General features: G+C 44.4%; 21 protein-coding genes and 1 riboswitch. Of the genes, 10 read left to right on the top strand and 11 right to left on the bottom strand.

The genetic code is table 11. The annotated features are described in order from the left end of the window. Positions 1–118: 118 nt before the first annotated feature. Together D082_RS14580 and D082_RS14575 are read left to right on the top strand one after the other, a co-directional pair. Complete coding sequence (locus D082_RS14580) at positions 119–340, top strand: helix-turn-helix domain-containing protein (protein WP_028948389.1); 222 nt, start codon at positions 119–121, stop codon at positions 338–340. Beyond that, on the top strand, positions 341–643 hold the full coding sequence (locus tag D082_RS14575; RefSeq protein ID WP_028948390.1) for a ScaI family restriction endonuclease: 303 nt from the start codon (positions 341–343) through the stop codon (positions 641–643). 19 nt (positions 644–662) lie between these two features. On the opposite strand, the gene D082_RS19145 is transcribed toward D082_RS14575, so the two are convergent. Continuing rightward, the gene (locus D082_RS19145; protein ID WP_238546747.1) at positions 663–1,073 is read right to left on the bottom strand and encodes a transposase; all 411 of its coding nucleotides are present in this window, start codon (positions 1,071–1,073) and stop codon (positions 663–665) included. A 77-nt stretch (positions 1,074–1,150) separates the two neighbouring features. Further along, positions 1,151–1,510, bottom strand: coding sequence for an IS630 transposase-related protein (locus tag D082_RS19140; RefSeq protein ID WP_028948682.1), 360 nt, complete (start codon positions 1,508–1,510; stop codon positions 1,151–1,153). An 82-nt stretch (positions 1,511–1,592) separates the two neighbouring features. Here D082_RS19140 and D082_RS17425 point away from each other — a divergent pair, with 82 nt between their 5' ends. Further along, entirely contained in the window at positions 1,593–2,042 is a 450-nt protein-coding gene (locus tag D082_RS17425; protein ID WP_081857673.1) for a ScaI family restriction endonuclease, read from the top strand. Between the two features lie 47 nt (positions 2,043–2,089). Here D082_RS17425 and D082_RS14560 read toward each other — a convergent pair whose 3' ends face one another. Further along, entirely contained in the window at positions 2,090–3,100 is a 1,011-nt protein-coding gene (locus D082_RS14560; RefSeq protein ID WP_081857672.1) for a site-specific DNA-methyltransferase, read from the bottom strand. A 373-nt stretch (positions 3,101–3,473) separates the two neighbouring features. Then, on the bottom strand, positions 3,474–3,851 hold the full coding sequence (locus D082_RS14555) for an exonuclease subunit SbcD (protein ID WP_028948423.1): 378 nt from the start codon (positions 3,849–3,851) through the stop codon (positions 3,474–3,476). A gap of 173 nt (positions 3,852–4,024) precedes the next feature. Between D082_RS14555 and D082_RS18630 the strand changes: the two genes are divergently transcribed. Beyond that, on the top strand, positions 4,025–4,180 hold the full coding sequence (locus tag D082_RS18630; protein WP_158506520.1) for a hypothetical protein: 156 nt from the start codon (positions 4,025–4,027) through the stop codon (positions 4,178–4,180). 298 nt (positions 4,181–4,478) lie between these two features. Here D082_RS18630 and D082_RS14550 read toward each other — a convergent pair whose 3' ends face one another. Genes D082_RS14550 through D082_RS14540 form a run of 3 tightly spaced genes read right to left on the bottom strand, consistent with a single transcriptional unit; the run spans position 4,479 to position 6,064 of the window. Then, the gene (locus D082_RS14550) at positions 4,479–5,012 is read right to left on the bottom strand and encodes a diguanylate cyclase (RefSeq protein WP_038531065.1); all 534 of its coding nucleotides are present in this window, start codon (positions 5,010–5,012) and stop codon (positions 4,479–4,481) included. Then, the gene (locus D082_RS14545; RefSeq protein WP_038531062.1) at positions 5,013–5,510 is read right to left on the bottom strand and encodes a GAF domain-containing protein; all 498 of its coding nucleotides are present in this window, start codon (positions 5,508–5,510) and stop codon (positions 5,013–5,015) included. A gap of 44 nt (positions 5,511–5,554) precedes the next feature. Further along, positions 5,555–6,064, bottom strand: coding sequence for a GAF domain-containing protein (locus D082_RS14540; RefSeq protein ID WP_028948424.1), 510 nt, complete (start codon positions 6,062–6,064; stop codon positions 5,555–5,557). Between the two features lie 228 nt (positions 6,065–6,292). Further along, a riboswitch (guanidine-I (ykkC/yxkD leader) is annotated at positions 6,293–6,412 on the top strand. Positions 6,413–6,481: 69 nt separating this feature from the next. Between D082_RS14540 and speB the strand changes: the two genes are divergently transcribed. The 6 genes from speB to D082_RS14510 all read left to right on the top strand — a co-directional run bounded on the left by speB (position 6,482) and on the right by D082_RS14510 (position 11,906). Continuing rightward, positions 6,482–7,654 carry an agmatinase gene (speB, locus tag D082_RS14535; RefSeq protein ID WP_028948425.1) on the top strand — a complete coding sequence of 391 codons (1,173 nt, stop codon included), beginning with the start codon at positions 6,482–6,484 and terminating at the stop codon, positions 7,652–7,654. 92 nt (positions 7,655–7,746) lie between these two features. Beyond that, positions 7,747–8,109 (top strand): hydrogenase maturation nickel metallochaperone HypA, encoded by a 363-nt coding sequence (gene hypA, locus D082_RS14530; RefSeq protein WP_028948426.1) that lies wholly within the window; start codon positions 7,747–7,749, stop codon positions 8,107–8,109. A 67-nt stretch (positions 8,110–8,176) separates the two neighbouring features. Then, on the top strand, positions 8,177–8,866 hold the full coding sequence (hypB, locus tag D082_RS14525) for a hydrogenase nickel incorporation protein HypB (protein WP_051738892.1): 690 nt from the start codon (positions 8,177–8,179) through the stop codon (positions 8,864–8,866). A gap of 98 nt (positions 8,867–8,964) precedes the next feature. Further along, positions 8,965–9,993: an aliphatic sulfonate ABC transporter substrate-binding protein gene (locus D082_RS14520; RefSeq protein ID WP_028948427.1), complete on the top strand. Its 1,029-nt coding sequence runs from the start codon at positions 8,965–8,967 to the stop codon at positions 9,991–9,993. Positions 9,994–10,114: 121 nt separating this feature from the next. Beyond that, positions 10,115–10,957, top strand: coding sequence for an ABC transporter permease (locus D082_RS14515; RefSeq protein WP_028948428.1), 843 nt, complete (start codon positions 10,115–10,117; stop codon positions 10,955–10,957). A 148-nt stretch (positions 10,958–11,105) separates the two neighbouring features. Further along, positions 11,106–11,906: an ABC transporter ATP-binding protein gene (locus tag D082_RS14510; RefSeq protein ID WP_028948429.1), complete on the top strand. Its 801-nt coding sequence runs from the start codon at positions 11,106–11,108 to the stop codon at positions 11,904–11,906. A gap of 31 nt (positions 11,907–11,937) precedes the next feature. Here D082_RS14510 and D082_RS14505 read toward each other — a convergent pair whose 3' ends face one another. The 4 genes from D082_RS14505 to ctaD form a co-directional block, all read right to left on the bottom strand. Then, entirely contained in the window at positions 11,938–13,074 is a 1,137-nt protein-coding gene (locus D082_RS14505) for a DegT/DnrJ/EryC1/StrS family aminotransferase (RefSeq protein WP_028948430.1), read from the bottom strand. 105 nt (positions 13,075–13,179) lie between these two features. After that, entirely contained in the window at positions 13,180–13,509 is a 330-nt protein-coding gene (locus D082_RS14500) for a co-chaperone YbbN (protein WP_028948431.1), read from the bottom strand. Positions 13,510–13,646: 137 nt separating this feature from the next. Then, positions 13,647–14,282, bottom strand: a complete 636-nt coding sequence (locus tag D082_RS14495; RefSeq protein WP_071880834.1) for a heme-copper oxidase subunit III — start codon at positions 14,280–14,282, stop codon at positions 13,647–13,649. Positions 14,283–14,400: 118 nt separating this feature from the next. Then, positions 14,401–16,056, bottom strand: coding sequence for a cytochrome c oxidase subunit I (gene ctaD, locus D082_RS14490; RefSeq protein ID WP_028948433.1), 1,656 nt, complete (start codon positions 16,054–16,056; stop codon positions 14,401–14,403). Positions 16,057–16,093 lie beyond the last annotated feature (37 nt).

Below are 16,093 nucleotides of genomic sequence, written 5' to 3'. Positions count from 1 at the left end.
GGACTTAATCAGAGGACTATACGACATAAAGTGATTTTTAGCGAAAATTAACAGGAGAAAAGAATTGCTACTTATAAGCTGTAGACTTACAGTCATCAATTGAGTCAAATTTAGGCTCATGGCTAAAAACCATGATCTAATCAAGTTTGGATTAAGAATTCGAGAGCTAAGGTTGCTTAAAAGTCTTTCTCAAGAGGACTTGGCTGATTTGGCTGGTCTTCATAGGACTTACATAGGTGGCATTGAAAGAGGCGAAAGAAATGTCGCTTTCTTGAATATATTGCGCCTAGCAAAAGCTCTAGAAATTCCGTTAAGCGAATTAATGCAAGGAATAGACTAAATGGCATCACCTTACCATGACTTAAGTGTAGAAGAATGGCTTGCTAAAACCAAAGATTTAGTTAACCAACATCCGTTAGATTTTGAAACAATTAGACGAGTAGCGTTGAAGTGTTGGCATACCCTCTGGTCTACGACAATTGGCGAAAGTGAACTGTCTGTTCGACTTTGGGAATTAGATATACCTGCTACCGTCACGGGATACTTTTTTGAAAAATTATTTGCAAAGGAGCTTGAAAAAGAGTTTCCTAGTCTTTGGCGAGGTAGTAGAAGTAAGAACGAGAAGGATATTGTTTATAGCTAGTTAAAATAACTATAGGACATTATGCTACACAGTAGTTACGGATAATTTCATCTATGCTTACACCTGGAGAGGCGTATGTTCTTGCTCTTTTCAATGCACTAAAATCATGCTCTATGTCATTAAGATCTGGCGAGTAGGTAGGTAAAAACAAAACTGTATGTCCTGCCTCTTCCACTATTTTTCTAATCCTACTCTTTCTATGAATAGGCGCATTATCCATAATTAATACCGATGGAATTGTTAATGCAGGTATCAGGTATAATTCAAGCCATCCTTCAAAACCTTCGGCATTTAAACTTCCACTAAATAGCATCGGTGCTATCAGGTCTTTTTTGTTTTTTCTTCTACCTGCCACAAGGTTTTCTTTCTTTCCTCTTTTTCCTTGCCTTTCCCCATATACTCTCTCTCCTCTTTTTGACCATCCGTACACTGAAGAGGCAAACTCCTCAAAACCAGCCTCATCTATGAATACAAGGCTTGCAACCCCATAAATTAGAATTAGCTCTTTCAGGATTTTTTGATATTCTGCTCTTTTTTCTTCATCTCTTTCTTTATATAGTAACTGTTTTTTTTTCTCGTAATTCCCATTTCTTTAAATCTATATGACAGTGCACTAGGAGTTACACCGAATTTCTTTGCTCTCTCTTTCATCGGCATATCCGGATTTTCCATCACATCTTTCTCCAGCTCTTTTATATCTATCTTCCGACGCCGGTTCTTTACCTTCGTTGGTTCCAGATTTTCCCGGCTTAACCATCTATAAATTGTCTCTCTACCTACCTTAAATATTTTTGATGCCTTCGTTACACCATTCCCTTCTTCTAGAAAACTTATTACTCTTAGCCGTAAATCTAGATCGTATGCCATAAGTTGCTTATTAGTTTAGTCATTATTCATAATATACCATTATACATACCATCCGCCCCACTTTTATTTCATTTAGCTATATATACCTGATGATTTCTATTCAGTTGAAATTAAAAGCTCAGGACAGTTAGGACTCAAGGTGTTTGGAAACAGAAGTTATGGACAAAAAGTAGAAAATTCTGAGATGGAAAAGAAAGAAAAATCGGGATATTATATCACAGTGAATTTTCATGAACAAACTTTGACCCTTTTGAGATTTGGTTGGATTGATCATGAAGACTGGAAAGCTCAGAAATCAGCTACAGGCCAAGCATCTGGTTTAGACGATACAGTTTATAAGCATAAATTATTGGAAATAAGTGGCGACTACAGGTTAGATTCCCCGGTTGGAATAGTTGAAGGCATTGGAGATAAAACATCGAAAGATTTTTCAGAAGAAGGTGTTCAAACAATTAGAGATATAAAAAATTATAAAGGCAGAAATTCAAAGATTTTAAAGTTTAAAGAAAAGCTCAGCGAATACGAAGTCTGAATAACTTTCGACTGCCAATACTCCTTCTGGAGTCAATTTAATAATTCTCAAAATAGTTCTTTTTGTTCAAAGAATTCCTGTCTTTGCTTTGTGAATTCATGAAATCTTGCAACAGCAATTTCACAATAGTCTTGTCTTAGTTCAAATCCTAAAAAAATACGCCCTAAGCCAATAGATGCTATTCCAGTTGAACACGAACCAGCAAAGGGATCTAGAATAATATCGGTATTATTAGATGAGGCTTTGATAATTCTCTCAACTACACCCAAAGGAAATTGAGCAGGATGATCTGTTCTTTCTTTAGAGCTACGTTTATTACCTGTAGTAACTTTTGGGAAATCCCAAACGTCAGAAGGGTTTTTGCCTAAAGGGTTACAGCGGTACTTCCCATTTTTTTTCTGATTTGGATACTTGACATTTGGGTCTCTGATGTCGTCCAAATTGAAGGTATATTTTTGAGAGTTCTTTACATAAAATAACCATTTTTCATTACGCGGACTCAAGCGAGATTTTGTTGAAACACCGGCTCCATATTTCCAAACAACTTCCTGTAACAGATAAAAATATGATTTGTCCCACAGAAGGTAAGGAATTGGTATACATAAACCCTTTTCAGGTACTTCTAAGTACCCTAGGTTTAACCAAAATGAACCATTGCTTTTGGTTACTTTGTGCAATTGATTCATCCAGTCTGAACACCACTCAACATACTCATCAATTGACATAGGGGTTTCATACTCTTTGCCAATGTTATAGGGTGGGGATGTAACAGTTAAATCTACTTTAAGAGACGATTTAGACAAGTCGCTTAATAGTCTAGTCAAATCACCTTTGTAGAGAATAAAGCCTTTATCCGCAAAGAATGGCTTACCTAAATAAGATTCAAGCTCTTCTTTTACTAACCTAAATTGAGAATCAAGTTGTTCTTTCAGAAGCTCAGGGAGGGGTCGTAGTAATGCGGAGGGAGCAAGCTGAGTAGATTGATGCTTGTCTATGCCTTCAAGTATATAAGAATTGTGGTTTTTGTTGGCGATTTTTCTAGAATTGTCTTCTGACATTGATGTCTTACGCATTTGATAAAAATCTTGGATTTTTCAATGTAGGATTATCGTAAAGGTAACCGCTGGCGGCATTTCATGCAACTTTTATGATAAAAAATTGTGCATGTACTGAGACCGGTATGCAGACTTTAAATTCATTATACTTGTCTTATCCTGATAGGATTCCACTGTAAACTGTCGATAATTTTACAAAAAAGAGTGTAAACTCACTGATTAGTTTTTCCCGCGCCGAAATAGTATCTAACAAGCTTTAGATTTTGAAACTCCTTGAATTTTAACAGTACTGCCCCCACGGGAACTCATCACATCCAGACGATACGGCATCAACTCCTTCAGCTCGGTCACATGGGAAATAATACCTATCATACATTCACTCTGCTGTAAATCCACCAATGAATGTAATAGGTTCAGTGATCCGCGTCAATTCTCCCAAAATATGTAGCCCCGCTTGCCGAAAATGACTGGCCTCAAACTTGAGGCGATCGGCACTGTCATGGTTTCCAGGGATCCTAATCACCGGAACTTTAAGATCTAGACAAATTTTATTCAGAGTCTCATCCAACAAATCAACGGCGATCGTCGGTGGAATCGCCCGATCATAGACATCTCCGGCAATGATGACCACATCAACCGCTTCCCTTTCAACGTAGTCAAGTACCTGATTGAGGACATGCTTTTGGTCTTCAATCAGGGAAATATTGTGAAACTGTCGCCCCAAATGCCAGTCAGAGGTATGGAGAAATTTCATTGGGAGGAATTAAGCTTCGGATTAGGAGAAAGTTTTCATAAAGGTACATTGTTGCTAAGGAAAATTATACTTCAAGAAAATAATCTTAACAATTTCTGTGCCTTGGTTTAGATATATTTTTTGTCTACTATTGCTTTAAAAAACTTCCGTTAGCGACGAAGTATGACTAAATATTGATCAAGATCGCCATTCTGCTGTTATCCACACCGGCCACTAGAATGGGCTCCCTGTTTGCCGCCCTCATTATCGGCATTTTGGGCGTAGATGAGTTGATCAGTCTCTGTCGTCAAAGGCGATCGCTTCTGTCCTGTATTGGGCCATTACCTTAACGTAATATGTCGCCGGAAGTCCCCCATCTCAGCGTCAGCGGATTGGGGATGCGCCTTGCGACTTAGCTTCGATTTTGATACTCTGACGGTATTGACACAGCAACGGATAGCGAAAATCAAGCTAGACATATACAAAGTATTTTGTAACCGTGATTTTGGCCTTCGGAACGAGGGTTTTCCGCCTATCGCCAGAATGTAAGACTCGCTATTCTTCGGAGTAGAAAGCGGTTCTTTGGATAGGAAGCTCATTTCTCAGCGTTAGCGGAAATGAGTAGTTCACAACAAGAACAAGGCGAATTTATTCTGCTATGAGGAAACTACCCTTACCAAGGCGTTTGACCTTCATGAGCTCATTATCCGCCTGTTCCAGCCAATATTTGAGGGTTTCTTCTTCTCTCACAAATTTACTCACTCCCCCCATGCTCAAGCTAATTTTCAGGGGGCCAACCGCTGTCATGACCGGGCTTTTGGCGATGGCCGTTTGAATCTTTTTCAGGAGTAGGGTAGTGTGTTCTCGATTGCAACCAGGTAGGATAAGCATGAATTCATCCCCTCCCCATCGCCCCAGTGCATCGTAGGAACGGAGTGTGGACATGATTAGGCGGGAGCTAGCCTGGAGCACCTCATCCCCCACCAGATGGCCGTATTGATCATTAATTCGTTTAAAGTTATCAAAATCAATTATCACAATGGAGATGGGAGAATTTTTGCGGGTGGCGTAATCCCATTCCCGCTGGAGTAATGTTTCAATGCCCAAACGATTCCACAGTTTGGTTAGGCTATCAAGCATGGCAACCCTTTCTAGTTCACCTAGTTCCTGAATAAGCTCCATCTAAGATTGGGATAAGGCGATCGCCACTAGCTCGGACTCCACCATTTTGGCGAGGTCATACAAAACTTCTTGCTCTTCTGTCGATAAATCCCGGGGTACACGGTCAATGGCGCACAATGTACCCACATGAAAATCTTGACCTAAATTGAGAGGATAACCAGCATAAAATCGGATGAAGGGTTCATCGGTCACCAAGGGATTATCCGCGAAACGTTCATCTTTGGTGGTATCTGTTACTAACAGTAATTCATCGTCCAAAATGGCATGGGCACAAAAGGCAATTTCACGGCTAGTTTCAGAAACCTCCAGTCCTTGGATAGATTTAAACCACTGCCGGGATTCATCCACCAAAGAGATGGCCGCAATGGGCACTTTGAGGGATCGACAAACCATGCGGGTAATACGCTCAAATCTCTCTTCTATGGGCGTATTGAGAATATTGAGTTGCCTTAAAGCGGTCAGGCGTTGTTCCTCATTTTGCGGTAATTTCGCTTCCATCTCTTCATTTCCTGGTGTGCTGAATTGCTACTTTACTAACTTTGCTAGACCGAAAAAAAGCTCTTAAACATGTAGGTCTTCAGCTCGTTGGCAACGGTAATCGCTAAATCTTCTAGAAACTGAATGTCATCGGAGGATATTTCCCTGGGCTTTGTATCGTAGACACACAGGGTCCCCACATGGATATTATTGACCATTTTTAGGGGATGGCCTGCGTAAAATCTGATGTGTGGCGCATCTGTAACGAGGGGATTATCGATAAAACGGGGATCCGCTGAGGCATCGGCGATAGTTAATGTACGTTCCTCTAGGATAGTATGGGCGCAGAAGGAAATGCGACGGGGGATTTCAGTCAGCTCTGAGCCGCGAATGGCCTTAAACCATTGTCGGTTTTCATCAACTAATGAAATAGCCGCCACTGGCATATCTAAAACCCGGCACAGCATCCGAGTGACGCGGTCAAACCTTTCTTCCCTTGGCGTATCGAGAATGTTGAGATTCTGTAGATGGGCTAAGCGCTGCTGTTCATTGGCTGGGATTGCCGCTTCTTCCATAGGATAAAAGGCTGTTTCTTAAAATCAAAGTTTGCCAACAAGTAGTTGGACTTTAATTATCACTTACGGTACGGACACGACAGATTGACTTTTTCCTCCAACTGGAATTACCGCAGATTCCTGGGGGATAAAATCCAGCTAAATCTAGAACTTATAAGTCTAATTTTGGCGATCGCCAGAAAAGTAACAAAGAATACAGTCAAGTGAACCATAGCTGGTTAGGGTAGGGAGAATTGTTTCTAGGGTTCCGGTTCCCAGTTTTTGGGAATGCCTGGTCCGAGAGAAACAGGCTAGGTTTTGTAAAGATTTTTGCCACTAGCTACACGGCGGGACAAAAGCCCGGGAGACTTTAATGACCAGTGCTTGGGTGTCATTAATAACTCCTGGGCAAATTTTATTGTTTAGCCAGTAACTAGCATGAGCAATTCCGCCGATTTTCGCCCCCCCTCCGAAGCCGAAGAAGCCCTAATCAAAGAAACTCGTTTACCCCTGACCGGCTGGCAACAGGAAGTGGACCAGGGCTTGACCTATGGTTTAGAGGCCGCCGCCAGCATTAAAGACCGCTCCATTCCCACTTTTTCCCGGGGAGAATTACCCCACTATGCGGGCATTAACACCTTCATGAAGGCTCCCTACCTGGAAGATGTGCGTAACGTAGGCAATTACGACGTGGCGATCGTGGGAGTTCCCCATGACTCCGGCACCACCTATCGGCCCGGTACCCGTTTTGGCCCCCAGGGCATTCGCCGCATTTCTGCTTTGTACACCCCCTACAACTTTGAAATGGGGGTAGATCTGCGGGAGCAAATTACCCTCTGTGACGTGGGGGATATTTTCACCATTCCTGCCAATAATGAGAAGTCCTTTGACCAAATTTCCAAAGGCATTGCCCATATTTTTAGCTCCGGGGCATTCCCAATAATTCTGGGCGGTGACCATTCCATTGGTTTCCCCACCGTGCGGGGCATTTGCCGTCATTTGGGGGACAAAAAAGTTGGCATTATCCATTTTGATCGCCATGTGGATACCCAGGAAACGGATTTAGACGAACGGATGCACACCTGTCCTTGGTTCCATGCCACTAACATGGCTAACGCCCCGGCCAAAAATTTAGTCCAATTGGGCATTGGCGGCTGGCAGGTACCCCGCCAGGGAGTCAAGGTTTGTCGGGAACGGGCCACCAATATTTTGACCGTCACGGATATCACCGAGATGGGTTTGGATGCGGCGGCGGATTTTGCCATTGCCCGGGCCACCGATGGCACCGATTGCGTTTGGATTAGTTTCGACATTGACTGCATTGATGCGGGCTTTGTCCCCGGCACCGGCTGGCCAGAACCCGGTGGTTTATTGCCCAGGGAAGCTCTGTATTTACTAAAACGTATCATTCGAGAAACCAATGTTTGTGGCATGGAAGTGGTGGAAGTTTCCCCTCCCTACGACATCAGCGATATGACTTCTTTGATGGCCACCAGGGTAATTTGTGACACCATGGCCCATCTGGTGGTTTCGGGACAATTACCCCGCAACGAAAAACCGGCTTATATTCATCCAGAAGCCAATATGGCAGTGGATCAACCCTGGCAGTGAAAATTTAATTTTGACTTGGCTAACCATTAACCATATACGGCCGAATTTATTGCGCCAAAGATAGTTGGCGATCGCCTTTGGGAGAGACAGAAATGCATGAAACTGACATGACCAAAGCCTTGATTATGACCATCCAAGATTGGTTGGATGGACAGGTTGAAAAAACCAAAATCACTAAAATTCACCTTTTGGTGGGGCAGTTTACCTGTGTGGAGCCGGTGAGTTTACAGTTCGCCTTCGAAGTGCAAACCCGTAACACTTTTTTGGAGGGAGTGGAATTGGTTATTAAAGATGTGCCTTTAGTAGCCTATTGCCACACCTGCCAAACAGAATATCGCCCGGAAGTTGGCTTGCAGTATTCCTGTCCTAGCTGTCGATCGCCAATGGATGATATCCGTTCAGGGCGGGAGCTAAAAATTGACCGCATTGAGCATCATCAGTGCACTCCGGCTTAAGTCCTAACCCACCGAGACCAAAACTTTTTTCTTTACCTGACCCGTCCGCTTTTACTCCGAAGAAACTATGCACCAATCCATTGACACGGCGATCGGTCTGAACTTGCTCCATGCCAACCAGGCTGGCGCCGACCATAATCGAGAACATTTTGATGAATGGGGTATCACTTGTTTAAATCTTATGAGTAGCCCCGGAGCAGGCAAAACTGTTCTGTTAGAAAAAACCCTAGCTGCTCTCCAAAGTCAGTTGAAAATGGCTGTCATTGAAGGGGATATGACCACTGAATTAGATGCCGATCGTCTGCGGCAATATGGCAGTCCTGTGATCGCTATTAACACCGGTCGTTCTTGTCATCTGGATGCCAAAATGGTAGCGGGGGGAATTCATCGTTTAAAGGAAGAGTATAATCCCCACGAATTTGATTTAGTGCTGGTGGAAAATGTGGGTAATCTGGTTTGCCCAGCGGAATTTGAAGTGGGAGAACATGCTAAGGTCGCTTTACTAAGCGTCACCGAAGGGGAAGATAAACCGCTCAAATATCCGGTTATGTTCCAGGAGGCGGACTGTCTGTTAATTACCAAAATTGACCTTGTGCCCCATTTGGATATTGATCTAGAAAAATTAGTCGCTAACGTCCGTTCCATGAACCCCCATGTGGCGATTATTCCCGTTTCGGCTAAAACCGGAGAGGGTTTAGATACTTGGTTTAGCTGGGTTAAAAGTCAAATTAAATTACCAATTTTAGCCTCTGTTTAAAAATTATTTAATAATCATTTCCAAAGGGTCAAAATCAACACAGTAAAATCCTGCAACTTAGGTTTATATGGTAATAACAATTAGCGGAGAAAACACCAATGCCAAGACGTAGTTTAATTTCCTTAATTCTGATTTTTTGTAGCACCATACTATTAACTGTCAGTTGTGCCCAAACCCCAGAGCAGTCTCAAACCTCTGCCCCGGTTCCCGAAGGGCCCCCCATTGTCATTGGTTACAGTAACTGGGCTGGCTGGTGGCCCTGGGCGATCGCCGAAGAGGAAGGATTGTTCGCGAAAAACGGTGTCAACGTGGAAATGAAGTGGTTTGATGGCTATTTGGAATCCATGCAGGCTTTGGCCGCAGGGCAGTTGGATGGCAATAGTCAAACTTTAAACGACACCATTTCCTTTGCAGGGGAAGCGGTGAATGGAGAAGTGGCCGTACTGGTAAATGATAACTCCGCTGGCAACGACAAAATTATTGTTACCGCCGACATCAATACTGTCCAGGATCTCAAAGGTAAAACCGTGGCGATCGAAGAAGGGGTAGTGGACGATTTTCTACTCAGTTTGGCCCTGGAAAGGGAAGGCATGACCAGGGATGACGTAGTGATCAAACCTTTAGAAACTGGGGCAGCGGCGGCGGCCTTTGCGGCGGGACAAGTGGACGCAGTGGGGGCATTTCCACCCTTCTGGCTAACTGCTTTGAAACGACCCGGTTCCAAAGAATTGGTTACTTCTGCCGAATTTCCCGGTGCTATTCCTGACCTTTTAGTAGTGACAGAGAAATTAATCCAAGAAAAACCGGAGCAAGTTCAAGGTTTAGTTAATACATGGTTTGATATTCGCAAATTCATGGAGGAAAATCCTGAAAAATCCGATGAAATTATGGCCAAGCGGGCAGGGGTAAGCCAAGAAGAACTGCAACTATTTAAAGAAGGTACTCGCTTTTTAACTCTGGAGGAAAACCTAGAAGCTTTTAGTCCTGGAGATAGTATGACGCATATGCCCTTTGCTGCTCAGAAAATGGCCGAATTTATGACTAAAGTCGGCTTCATTAAAAAAGTTCCGGATTTAAGCAAGGTTCTTGATGCTCAATTTGTCAAAACTTTGGCAGAAAAAGCCTAACTGGAGTCAGATTTAATTACTCCATTTATCAATCGGAGGGGAATTATTTTTACACCCAAACATATTTTAACTGCTCCATTGCTATGGTCGTTGAAATATCTAGTTAATTCCCTCAAATATTATGATTGCTGCTCCCGAAAGTTTACCCAACCAATATTACCAAAAAAGCCTTAAAACCAGCACCTTCTGGCGCATTGGCGGGGAAATCCCCAAATCGCTCCAATGGTCTTTGATGAGTCTTTCCATCATTATTCCCCTGGTGCTTTGGGCGGGGATATCAGCCCTACCCAATGTTAGTGACGTTTTTCTTCCATCCCCTTTATCTGTGATTCAAGCCCTTGGTCGCCTGTGGACCCAGGGGGTTTTGGTCCAGGATGCTTTTGCTAGTTTTGCTCGGGTAGTGGGGGGGTTTTTCCTGGGGGGCTTGGTGGCCATTCCCCTGGGGATTTTGATGGGCACTTTCCCCAGCATTCGCAGTTTAACAGAACCGGTAATTGGGGTGGTGCGTTATATGCCAGCACCGGCTTTTATTCCCCTACTTATTATTTATTTGGGTATTGATGAGGCTTCCAAAGTCGCGTTGATTTTCATTGGGACAATTTTCTTTAATACCCTAATGATTATGGATGCGGTTAAGTTTATTCCCAAGGAATTAATTGAAGTTACCTACACCTTGGGAGGTTTAAGAAAACAAGTTTTGTTTAAAGTTATTACCCCCTATATTATCCCTAATATCCTTGATGCTTTTCGCATTAATATGGCGGCAGCTTGGAACCTAGTGGTGGTGGCGGAACTGGTGGCGGCGGATAACGGTTTGGGTAAACGAATCCTACTAGCTCAGAAATTTTTGAAAACCGATGAGATTTTTGCTTGTTTAATTATTTTGGGACTCATTGGTTTTGCCCTTGATTTATCTTTTCGGCTAGTTTTACGGTTGACTTGCCGATGGTCGGTGGAACAATGAATTATTAATCGCAAAAAGTAACAGTGGCAGATAAGCTACCTTTCTGGAAATTACGAAGTGGTTTTAATGCTGATTATTTAAGGTATTTACAGTGTTTGATATAAAGTCATAACACCGTATTAGCGAACGTTAAAAACAAGGAAAAATTATGCATTTAGAAATACTTAACTTAAACAAGGTCTTTGTCGGTAAACGCGGTTCTGTGGTGGCCTTGCAGGACATCAATATGCACATAGAAACCGGGGAATTTGTTTGTGCAGTGGGGGCTTCCGGCTCCGGTAAATCAACATTACTACGGTTAATTGCAGGTTTAGATACGCCCACTTCCGGTACCATTAGCGTCGATGGAGAAATTGTTGACGGCCCGGGGGCTGACCGGGGCATGGTTTTTCAACATTACAGTCTATTTCCCTGGATGACAGTGCGGCAAAATGTGGAATTTGGCCTCAAGCTCCAAGGTTGCTCCCAAAAGGAACGCTTTGACACGGCTAGTTACTATTTAGATGTGGTGGGGTTAATTAATTTTGCGGATGCTTATCCCCGGGAATTGTCCGGTGGCATGAAACAACGGGTGGCGATCGCCAGATCTTTAGCCTGTCATCCTAAGGTGTTGCTAATGGATGAACCCTTTGGGGCGTTGGATATTCAAACCAAAGAAAGGATGCACGAATATCTGATTGATATTTGGCAGAGATTGCAATGCAGTATTTTGATGATTACCCACGACGTAGAGGAAGCCGTATTTCTCGCCCAACGGGTTTATGTGTTGAGTTCCCGCCCTGGCACCATTCAACGGGAATTAACCATTAATCTGCCGGGGGATGAGGAAACTCCGAAAAATCGCACCTATAAAATTAAACGGGAGCCGCAATTTTTTCAGTACACCGACGAAATTTCCAGTTTATTAAGGGGCAAAGAAATGGAAGAGGTAGAAGCGATCGCCAGTTAGAATCAGGTCAGAATATTTCCAAATTAGAAACTTAGGATAGCAAATGACGCACTAAGGCTTCCCCTACCCGGGCCGCTTCCTCTGGGGTGGTACCGGAAGTTAAAGGGGGACAGATGTGGCGGGGACACCAGGTTTCTGCATTAGGAAAAGATTGCCCCGCACAAACGTTCTTAAATACCGGTTGTAAATGACAGGGGATTTCGTAAACAGTGCCCCCCAAATAAATTTCTTCCGCCCCTAGAGCGTCTTTCATTTGGGCTGGGGTTTTGCCTTCCGGCAGTAACACCATTAATTTGTACTGACTAGCCCTGTCCATGTGGTCGGTGGAAACAAATTCAATACCTGCTTCCATCAGGGGAGCTGTAATTAAGTCGTAGGCTGTTTGCCTGGTGGCCAACATCTTCGTTAACTTGGCCAGATGAATCTGTCCCAGCAAGGCATGGATTTCCGTCATGCGGGTACTGTTACCAAAGTCCGTGTGGAGACCACCAAAATTCATGCCCCGCTTACCCTGGTTTCGCAATGAACGAGCGATGGCATCCTCTTCGTCATCGTTGAGGGTGACCATGCCCCCTTCAAAAGTGGTCATTACCTTAGTGGGAAAAAAGGAAAAAGAGGCACCATCGGCTAAGTTGCCCGCTTGTTTACCCTGGAGCTGGCTGCCGTGGGCGTGGGCCGTATCCTCCCAAACGTAGAGGCCTTTGCCATGGCAATATTCCACCACTGCGGGGAATTCTGGGGAAATTACACCGCCGATATGCACCCAAAAAAGGCCGGATAAAGGCTTCTGGTAACTTTTACCCTCCACCGCTTCCTTGACCATAGCCAGGGAAGGGGCAAAGGTTTTGGGGTCCATGTCCAAATATTGCACGTCACTGTTCACCCGCAACACAGAAGCAACGGTGGCAAAATTTGTGTTAGTGGGTACAAGAACGGTGGTATTTTCCGCTTGTTTCAACCGCAGAAGGATTTCCAACCCAGAGGTACCGCTATTAACTGAGATGGCGTGTTTAGTACCAACAAACTCTGCAAATGCTGTTTCAAATTCCCTGGTATGACTCCCCAAAATCAGGGTACCCGACTTGAGAATTTGTCTTGCTTGCTCTAGGAAAAATTCGATTTCCTCGTCGTTGATGTCGAAATAAAAGGGTTTAATTGCGGCGGCCATGGCGGAAAGAAAATTTGAGCGTTGGACAAAGGGTTATTGCTTACTAGTTTTTACAAGGATTTAGCAAATCAGTACTAAAACTATATGGATTGATGGCTTAAATTTCTAGATAAAATCCAATTCCTGTTTCAGTAACTCCAACAACTTGGGCTTGGCGATCGCCCCTTCGTGGGTCATTACCAGTTCATTGTTTTTGAACAAACGCAGGGCAGGCACCCCTTCTACTTTACATTGGGCCACGGCGGCGGGATTAGGGTCTACTTCCAGCTTCAGCACCTTGAGATTATCACCATATTCCTTGGCGATCGCCTGGATAGCCGGGGCCATCAACCGACAGGGCCCACACCAAGCGGCCCAAAAATAGACCAACACAGGCTTAGTTTGCCCTTGGGTTTCCTGCTCAAATTCAGCGTCGGTGATTTCCAGTAAACTCATGGTAGTGGTCAAGAACTTTCTTGATTATTTGACTTCAGGCGATAAAAAAGCTGGGCCATGCTAGCCCGATTCTCCATCATGCCACGAAATCAACCCTTCCCCGGGGCAGTTTTAACCCCACCGAAACTAAATCAGGATCAGAGTAGATAAACCAAGATAAAAAGAATAATCCAAATTACATCGACGAAATGCCAATACAATTCCGCGGCTTCCACCCCAAAATGGGAATTACTGGAGTAATGTCCAACTCGGCGCGATCGCCAGAGGACTGAGAGAATTAACATCAGCCCAAAAGTGACGTGGAGACCGTGGAAACCAGTAAGTACATAGAAACAACTGGCAAATAAATTGGTGGTCAAACCCATTTCCAAATGGAAATATTCATACATCTGGCCGGCCAGAAAGATAATACCCATAATGGCGGTGAGACCAAACCATTTTTGCAAACCAGCATTGTCATTATTGCGGATAGCAGCCTGCCCTTTGTGCATAACAAAACTGCTGGAAATTAGGATCACGCTGTTAATTCCAGGTAGGAGTAGTTCCAACTCCGGCGTACCTTCCGGAGGCCAGGCAGGCATCACACTGCGGTAAATCAAATAAGCAGTGAATAGACCAAGAAAAATGGCACTTTCCGCCACCAAGAACAGTACCACTCCAAACATCCGTAAATCAGGATGGCCGTGGTGGCTATGGGTTTCCCCAGACGTATAGGTGCTGTTTAAATCGGAGCTAAGGGCAGAGGTTTGCATGGGAATGGTAATGGATAAAATTGCTAAATTGTGGGCAACTTTTAATTGACTTCAAGAACTGAGGGCAAGATTTTTCTCTGCTAAAAATTTCTGGCATTAGGGCAATTCTCCCCAAAGGTGGGGAGCTAGGTTCTAACAGTTAACTTCCTGCCGCATCGGCAATTAAAGTTTGGACAGTTTCTTCTTCGTCTACCAATTCTGTGTCAATACCGAAATCGTAGGGTCCGCACCAGAGCACCGGTTCTTCCTCAAAATTTTCGATGATCGGCGGGGAAGCAGTTTGCCATTCTAAAGTTAGGGCTCGCCAGGGGTTACGGGCAGCTTTTTCTCCTTTAAACAAACTCCAGAAAACGTTAATCACAAAGGGAAAAGTTGATACAGCTAGGGTATAGGCCCCAATGGTACTAAGGATATTTAAGGGTTGAAATTCAATGTCATAAAGGGCAATGCGGCGGTTCATACCCATCAGTCCCAGTTCGTGCATGGGCATAAAGGTCAAATTCATGCCGATGAAAGTGAGGATAAAGTGGAGCCGACCCAGGGGTTCATTGACCATGCGCCCCGTCATTTTGGGAAACCAATGGTAAACCCCAGAAAATAGAGCAAAAGCACTGCCCCCAAAGAGCACATAATGGAAATGCCCCACCACAAAATAGGTATCGTGGACATGAATATCAAAGGGTACAGAAGCCACCATTACCCCGGTTAAACCACCGATCATAAAGCTGGACAAAAACCCAAAGGCAAACAGCATGGCGGAGTTAAGTTGGATTTTGCCGCCCCAGAGAGTGCCGCACCAACTGAAAATTTTGATCCCCGTAGGCACTGCGATCAACATGGTGGTGGCCATGAAGAACATTCGCAACCAGCCGGGAGTTCCACTGGTGAACATGTGGTGGGCCCAAACGATTAATCCCAGGAAACTAATGGCCAAACTGGAATAGGCGATCGCCCGGTAGCCGAAGATGGGTTTGCGGGCATGGACGGGGATAACTTCTGAAATTACGCCAAAAAAGGGCAGAATCATGATGTAAACGGCGGGATGGGAGTAAAACCAGAACAAATGCTGGTATACCACTGGATCGCCGCCCCCGGCAGGGTTAAAGAAACTTGTCCCGGCAATGAGATCGAAGGAAAGGAGAATTAAGGCCGCCGCCAACACTGGAGTGGAAAGCAGAATCAGGGAAGAAGTGGCCAGCATTGCCCAACAAAAGAGGGGCATACTGTGTAAATCCATATCCTTGATTCGCATTTTCAGAATGGTGGTGACAAAATTAATGGCCCCCAAAATGGAGGAAGTGCCCACTAGCAACAAACTCAAAATCCAGAGTTCTTCGCCCCATTTACCACTGAGCAAACTCAAGGGCGGATAGGAAGTCCAACCAGCTTGGGGTGCCCCCACAAAAAAGCTAGAAATTAATAAAATGCCCCCCGGCGGTGTTAACCAAAACGCCACCGCATTGAGGCGGGGGAATGCCATATCTTCTGTTCCCACCATGAGGGGGATGAGGTAATTGGCAAAGGCGGCCCCGGCGGGCACAATCCATAAAAAGATCATGATCGTGCCGTGGAGGGTCATCAGTTGGTTATAGAGTTCCGGCGGCACCACATCGGGATCGGGGGTGGCCAACTCCGTCCGCATCACTTCGGCAAAGGCTCCACCAACAAAAAAGAAAACAAAGGAGCTCACCAGATATTGAATGCCAATCACCTTATGGTCGACGCAGAACGTGAAGTAATCCGTCCATTTGCGGCGGGGATGATTAGCCGTTAGGTTTTCAGCGGCAATAGTCATAAAAAGTTTTCTACAAGATTGGTCAAAATTTAGGCAG

Origin of the sequence: Synechocystis sp. PCC 6714, assembly GCF_000478825.2 — a bacterium.
Taxonomy (GTDB): Bacteria; Cyanobacteriota; Cyanobacteriia; order Cyanobacteriales; family Microcystaceae; genus Synechocystis.
Note: the sequence above shows the minus strand (reverse complement) of the source record. Positions and strands in the feature narration are given on the sequence as shown.

Coding starts and splice junctions, on each gene's coding strand:
- D082_RS14580 (WP_028948389.1), top strand. CDS start 119: ATGGCTAAAAACCATGATCTAATCAAGTTTGGATTAAGAATTCGAGAG.
- D082_RS14575 (WP_028948390.1), top strand. CDS start 341: ATGGCATCACCTTACCATGACTTAAGTGTAGAAGAATGGCTTGCTAAA.
- D082_RS19140 (WP_028948682.1), bottom strand. CDS start 1,510: ATGGCATACGATCTAGATTTACGGCTAAGAGTAATAAGTTTTCTAGAA.
- D082_RS14560 (WP_081857672.1), bottom strand. CDS start 3,100: ATGTCAGAAGACAATTCTAGAAAAATCGCCAACAAAAACCACAATTCT.
- D082_RS14555 (WP_028948423.1), bottom strand. CDS start 3,851: ATGAAATTTCTCCATACCTCTGACTGGCATTTGGGGCGACAGTTTCAC.
- D082_RS14550 (WP_038531065.1), bottom strand. CDS start 5,012: ATGGAGCTTATTCAGGAACTAGGTGAACTAGAAAGGGTTGCCATGCTT.
- D082_RS14545 (WP_038531062.1), bottom strand. CDS start 5,510: ATGGAAGCGAAATTACCGCAAAATGAGGAACAACGCCTGACCGCTTTA.
- D082_RS14540 (WP_028948424.1), bottom strand. CDS start 6,064: ATGGAAGAAGCGGCAATCCCAGCCAATGAACAGCAGCGCTTAGCCCAT.
- speB (WP_028948425.1), top strand. CDS start 6,482: ATGAGCAATTCCGCCGATTTTCGCCCCCCCTCCGAAGCCGAAGAAGCC.
- hypA (WP_028948426.1), top strand. CDS start 7,747: ATGCATGAAACTGACATGACCAAAGCCTTGATTATGACCATCCAAGAT.
- hypB (WP_051738892.1), top strand. CDS start 8,177: ATGCACCAATCCATTGACACGGCGATCGGTCTGAACTTGCTCCATGCC.
- D082_RS14520 (WP_028948427.1), top strand. CDS start 8,965: ATGCCAAGACGTAGTTTAATTTCCTTAATTCTGATTTTTTGTAGCACC.
- D082_RS14515 (WP_028948428.1), top strand. CDS start 10,115: ATGATTGCTGCTCCCGAAAGTTTACCCAACCAATATTACCAAAAAAGC.
- D082_RS14510 (WP_028948429.1), top strand. CDS start 11,106: ATGCATTTAGAAATACTTAACTTAAACAAGGTCTTTGTCGGTAAACGC.
- D082_RS14505 (WP_028948430.1), bottom strand. CDS start 13,074: ATGGCCGCCGCAATTAAACCCTTTTATTTCGACATCAACGACGAGGAA.
- D082_RS14500 (WP_028948431.1), bottom strand. CDS start 13,509: ATGAGTTTACTGGAAATCACCGACGCTGAATTTGAGCAGGAAACCCAA.
- ctaD (WP_028948433.1), bottom strand. CDS start 16,056: ATGACTATTGCCGCTGAAAACCTAACGGCTAATCATCCCCGCCGCAAA.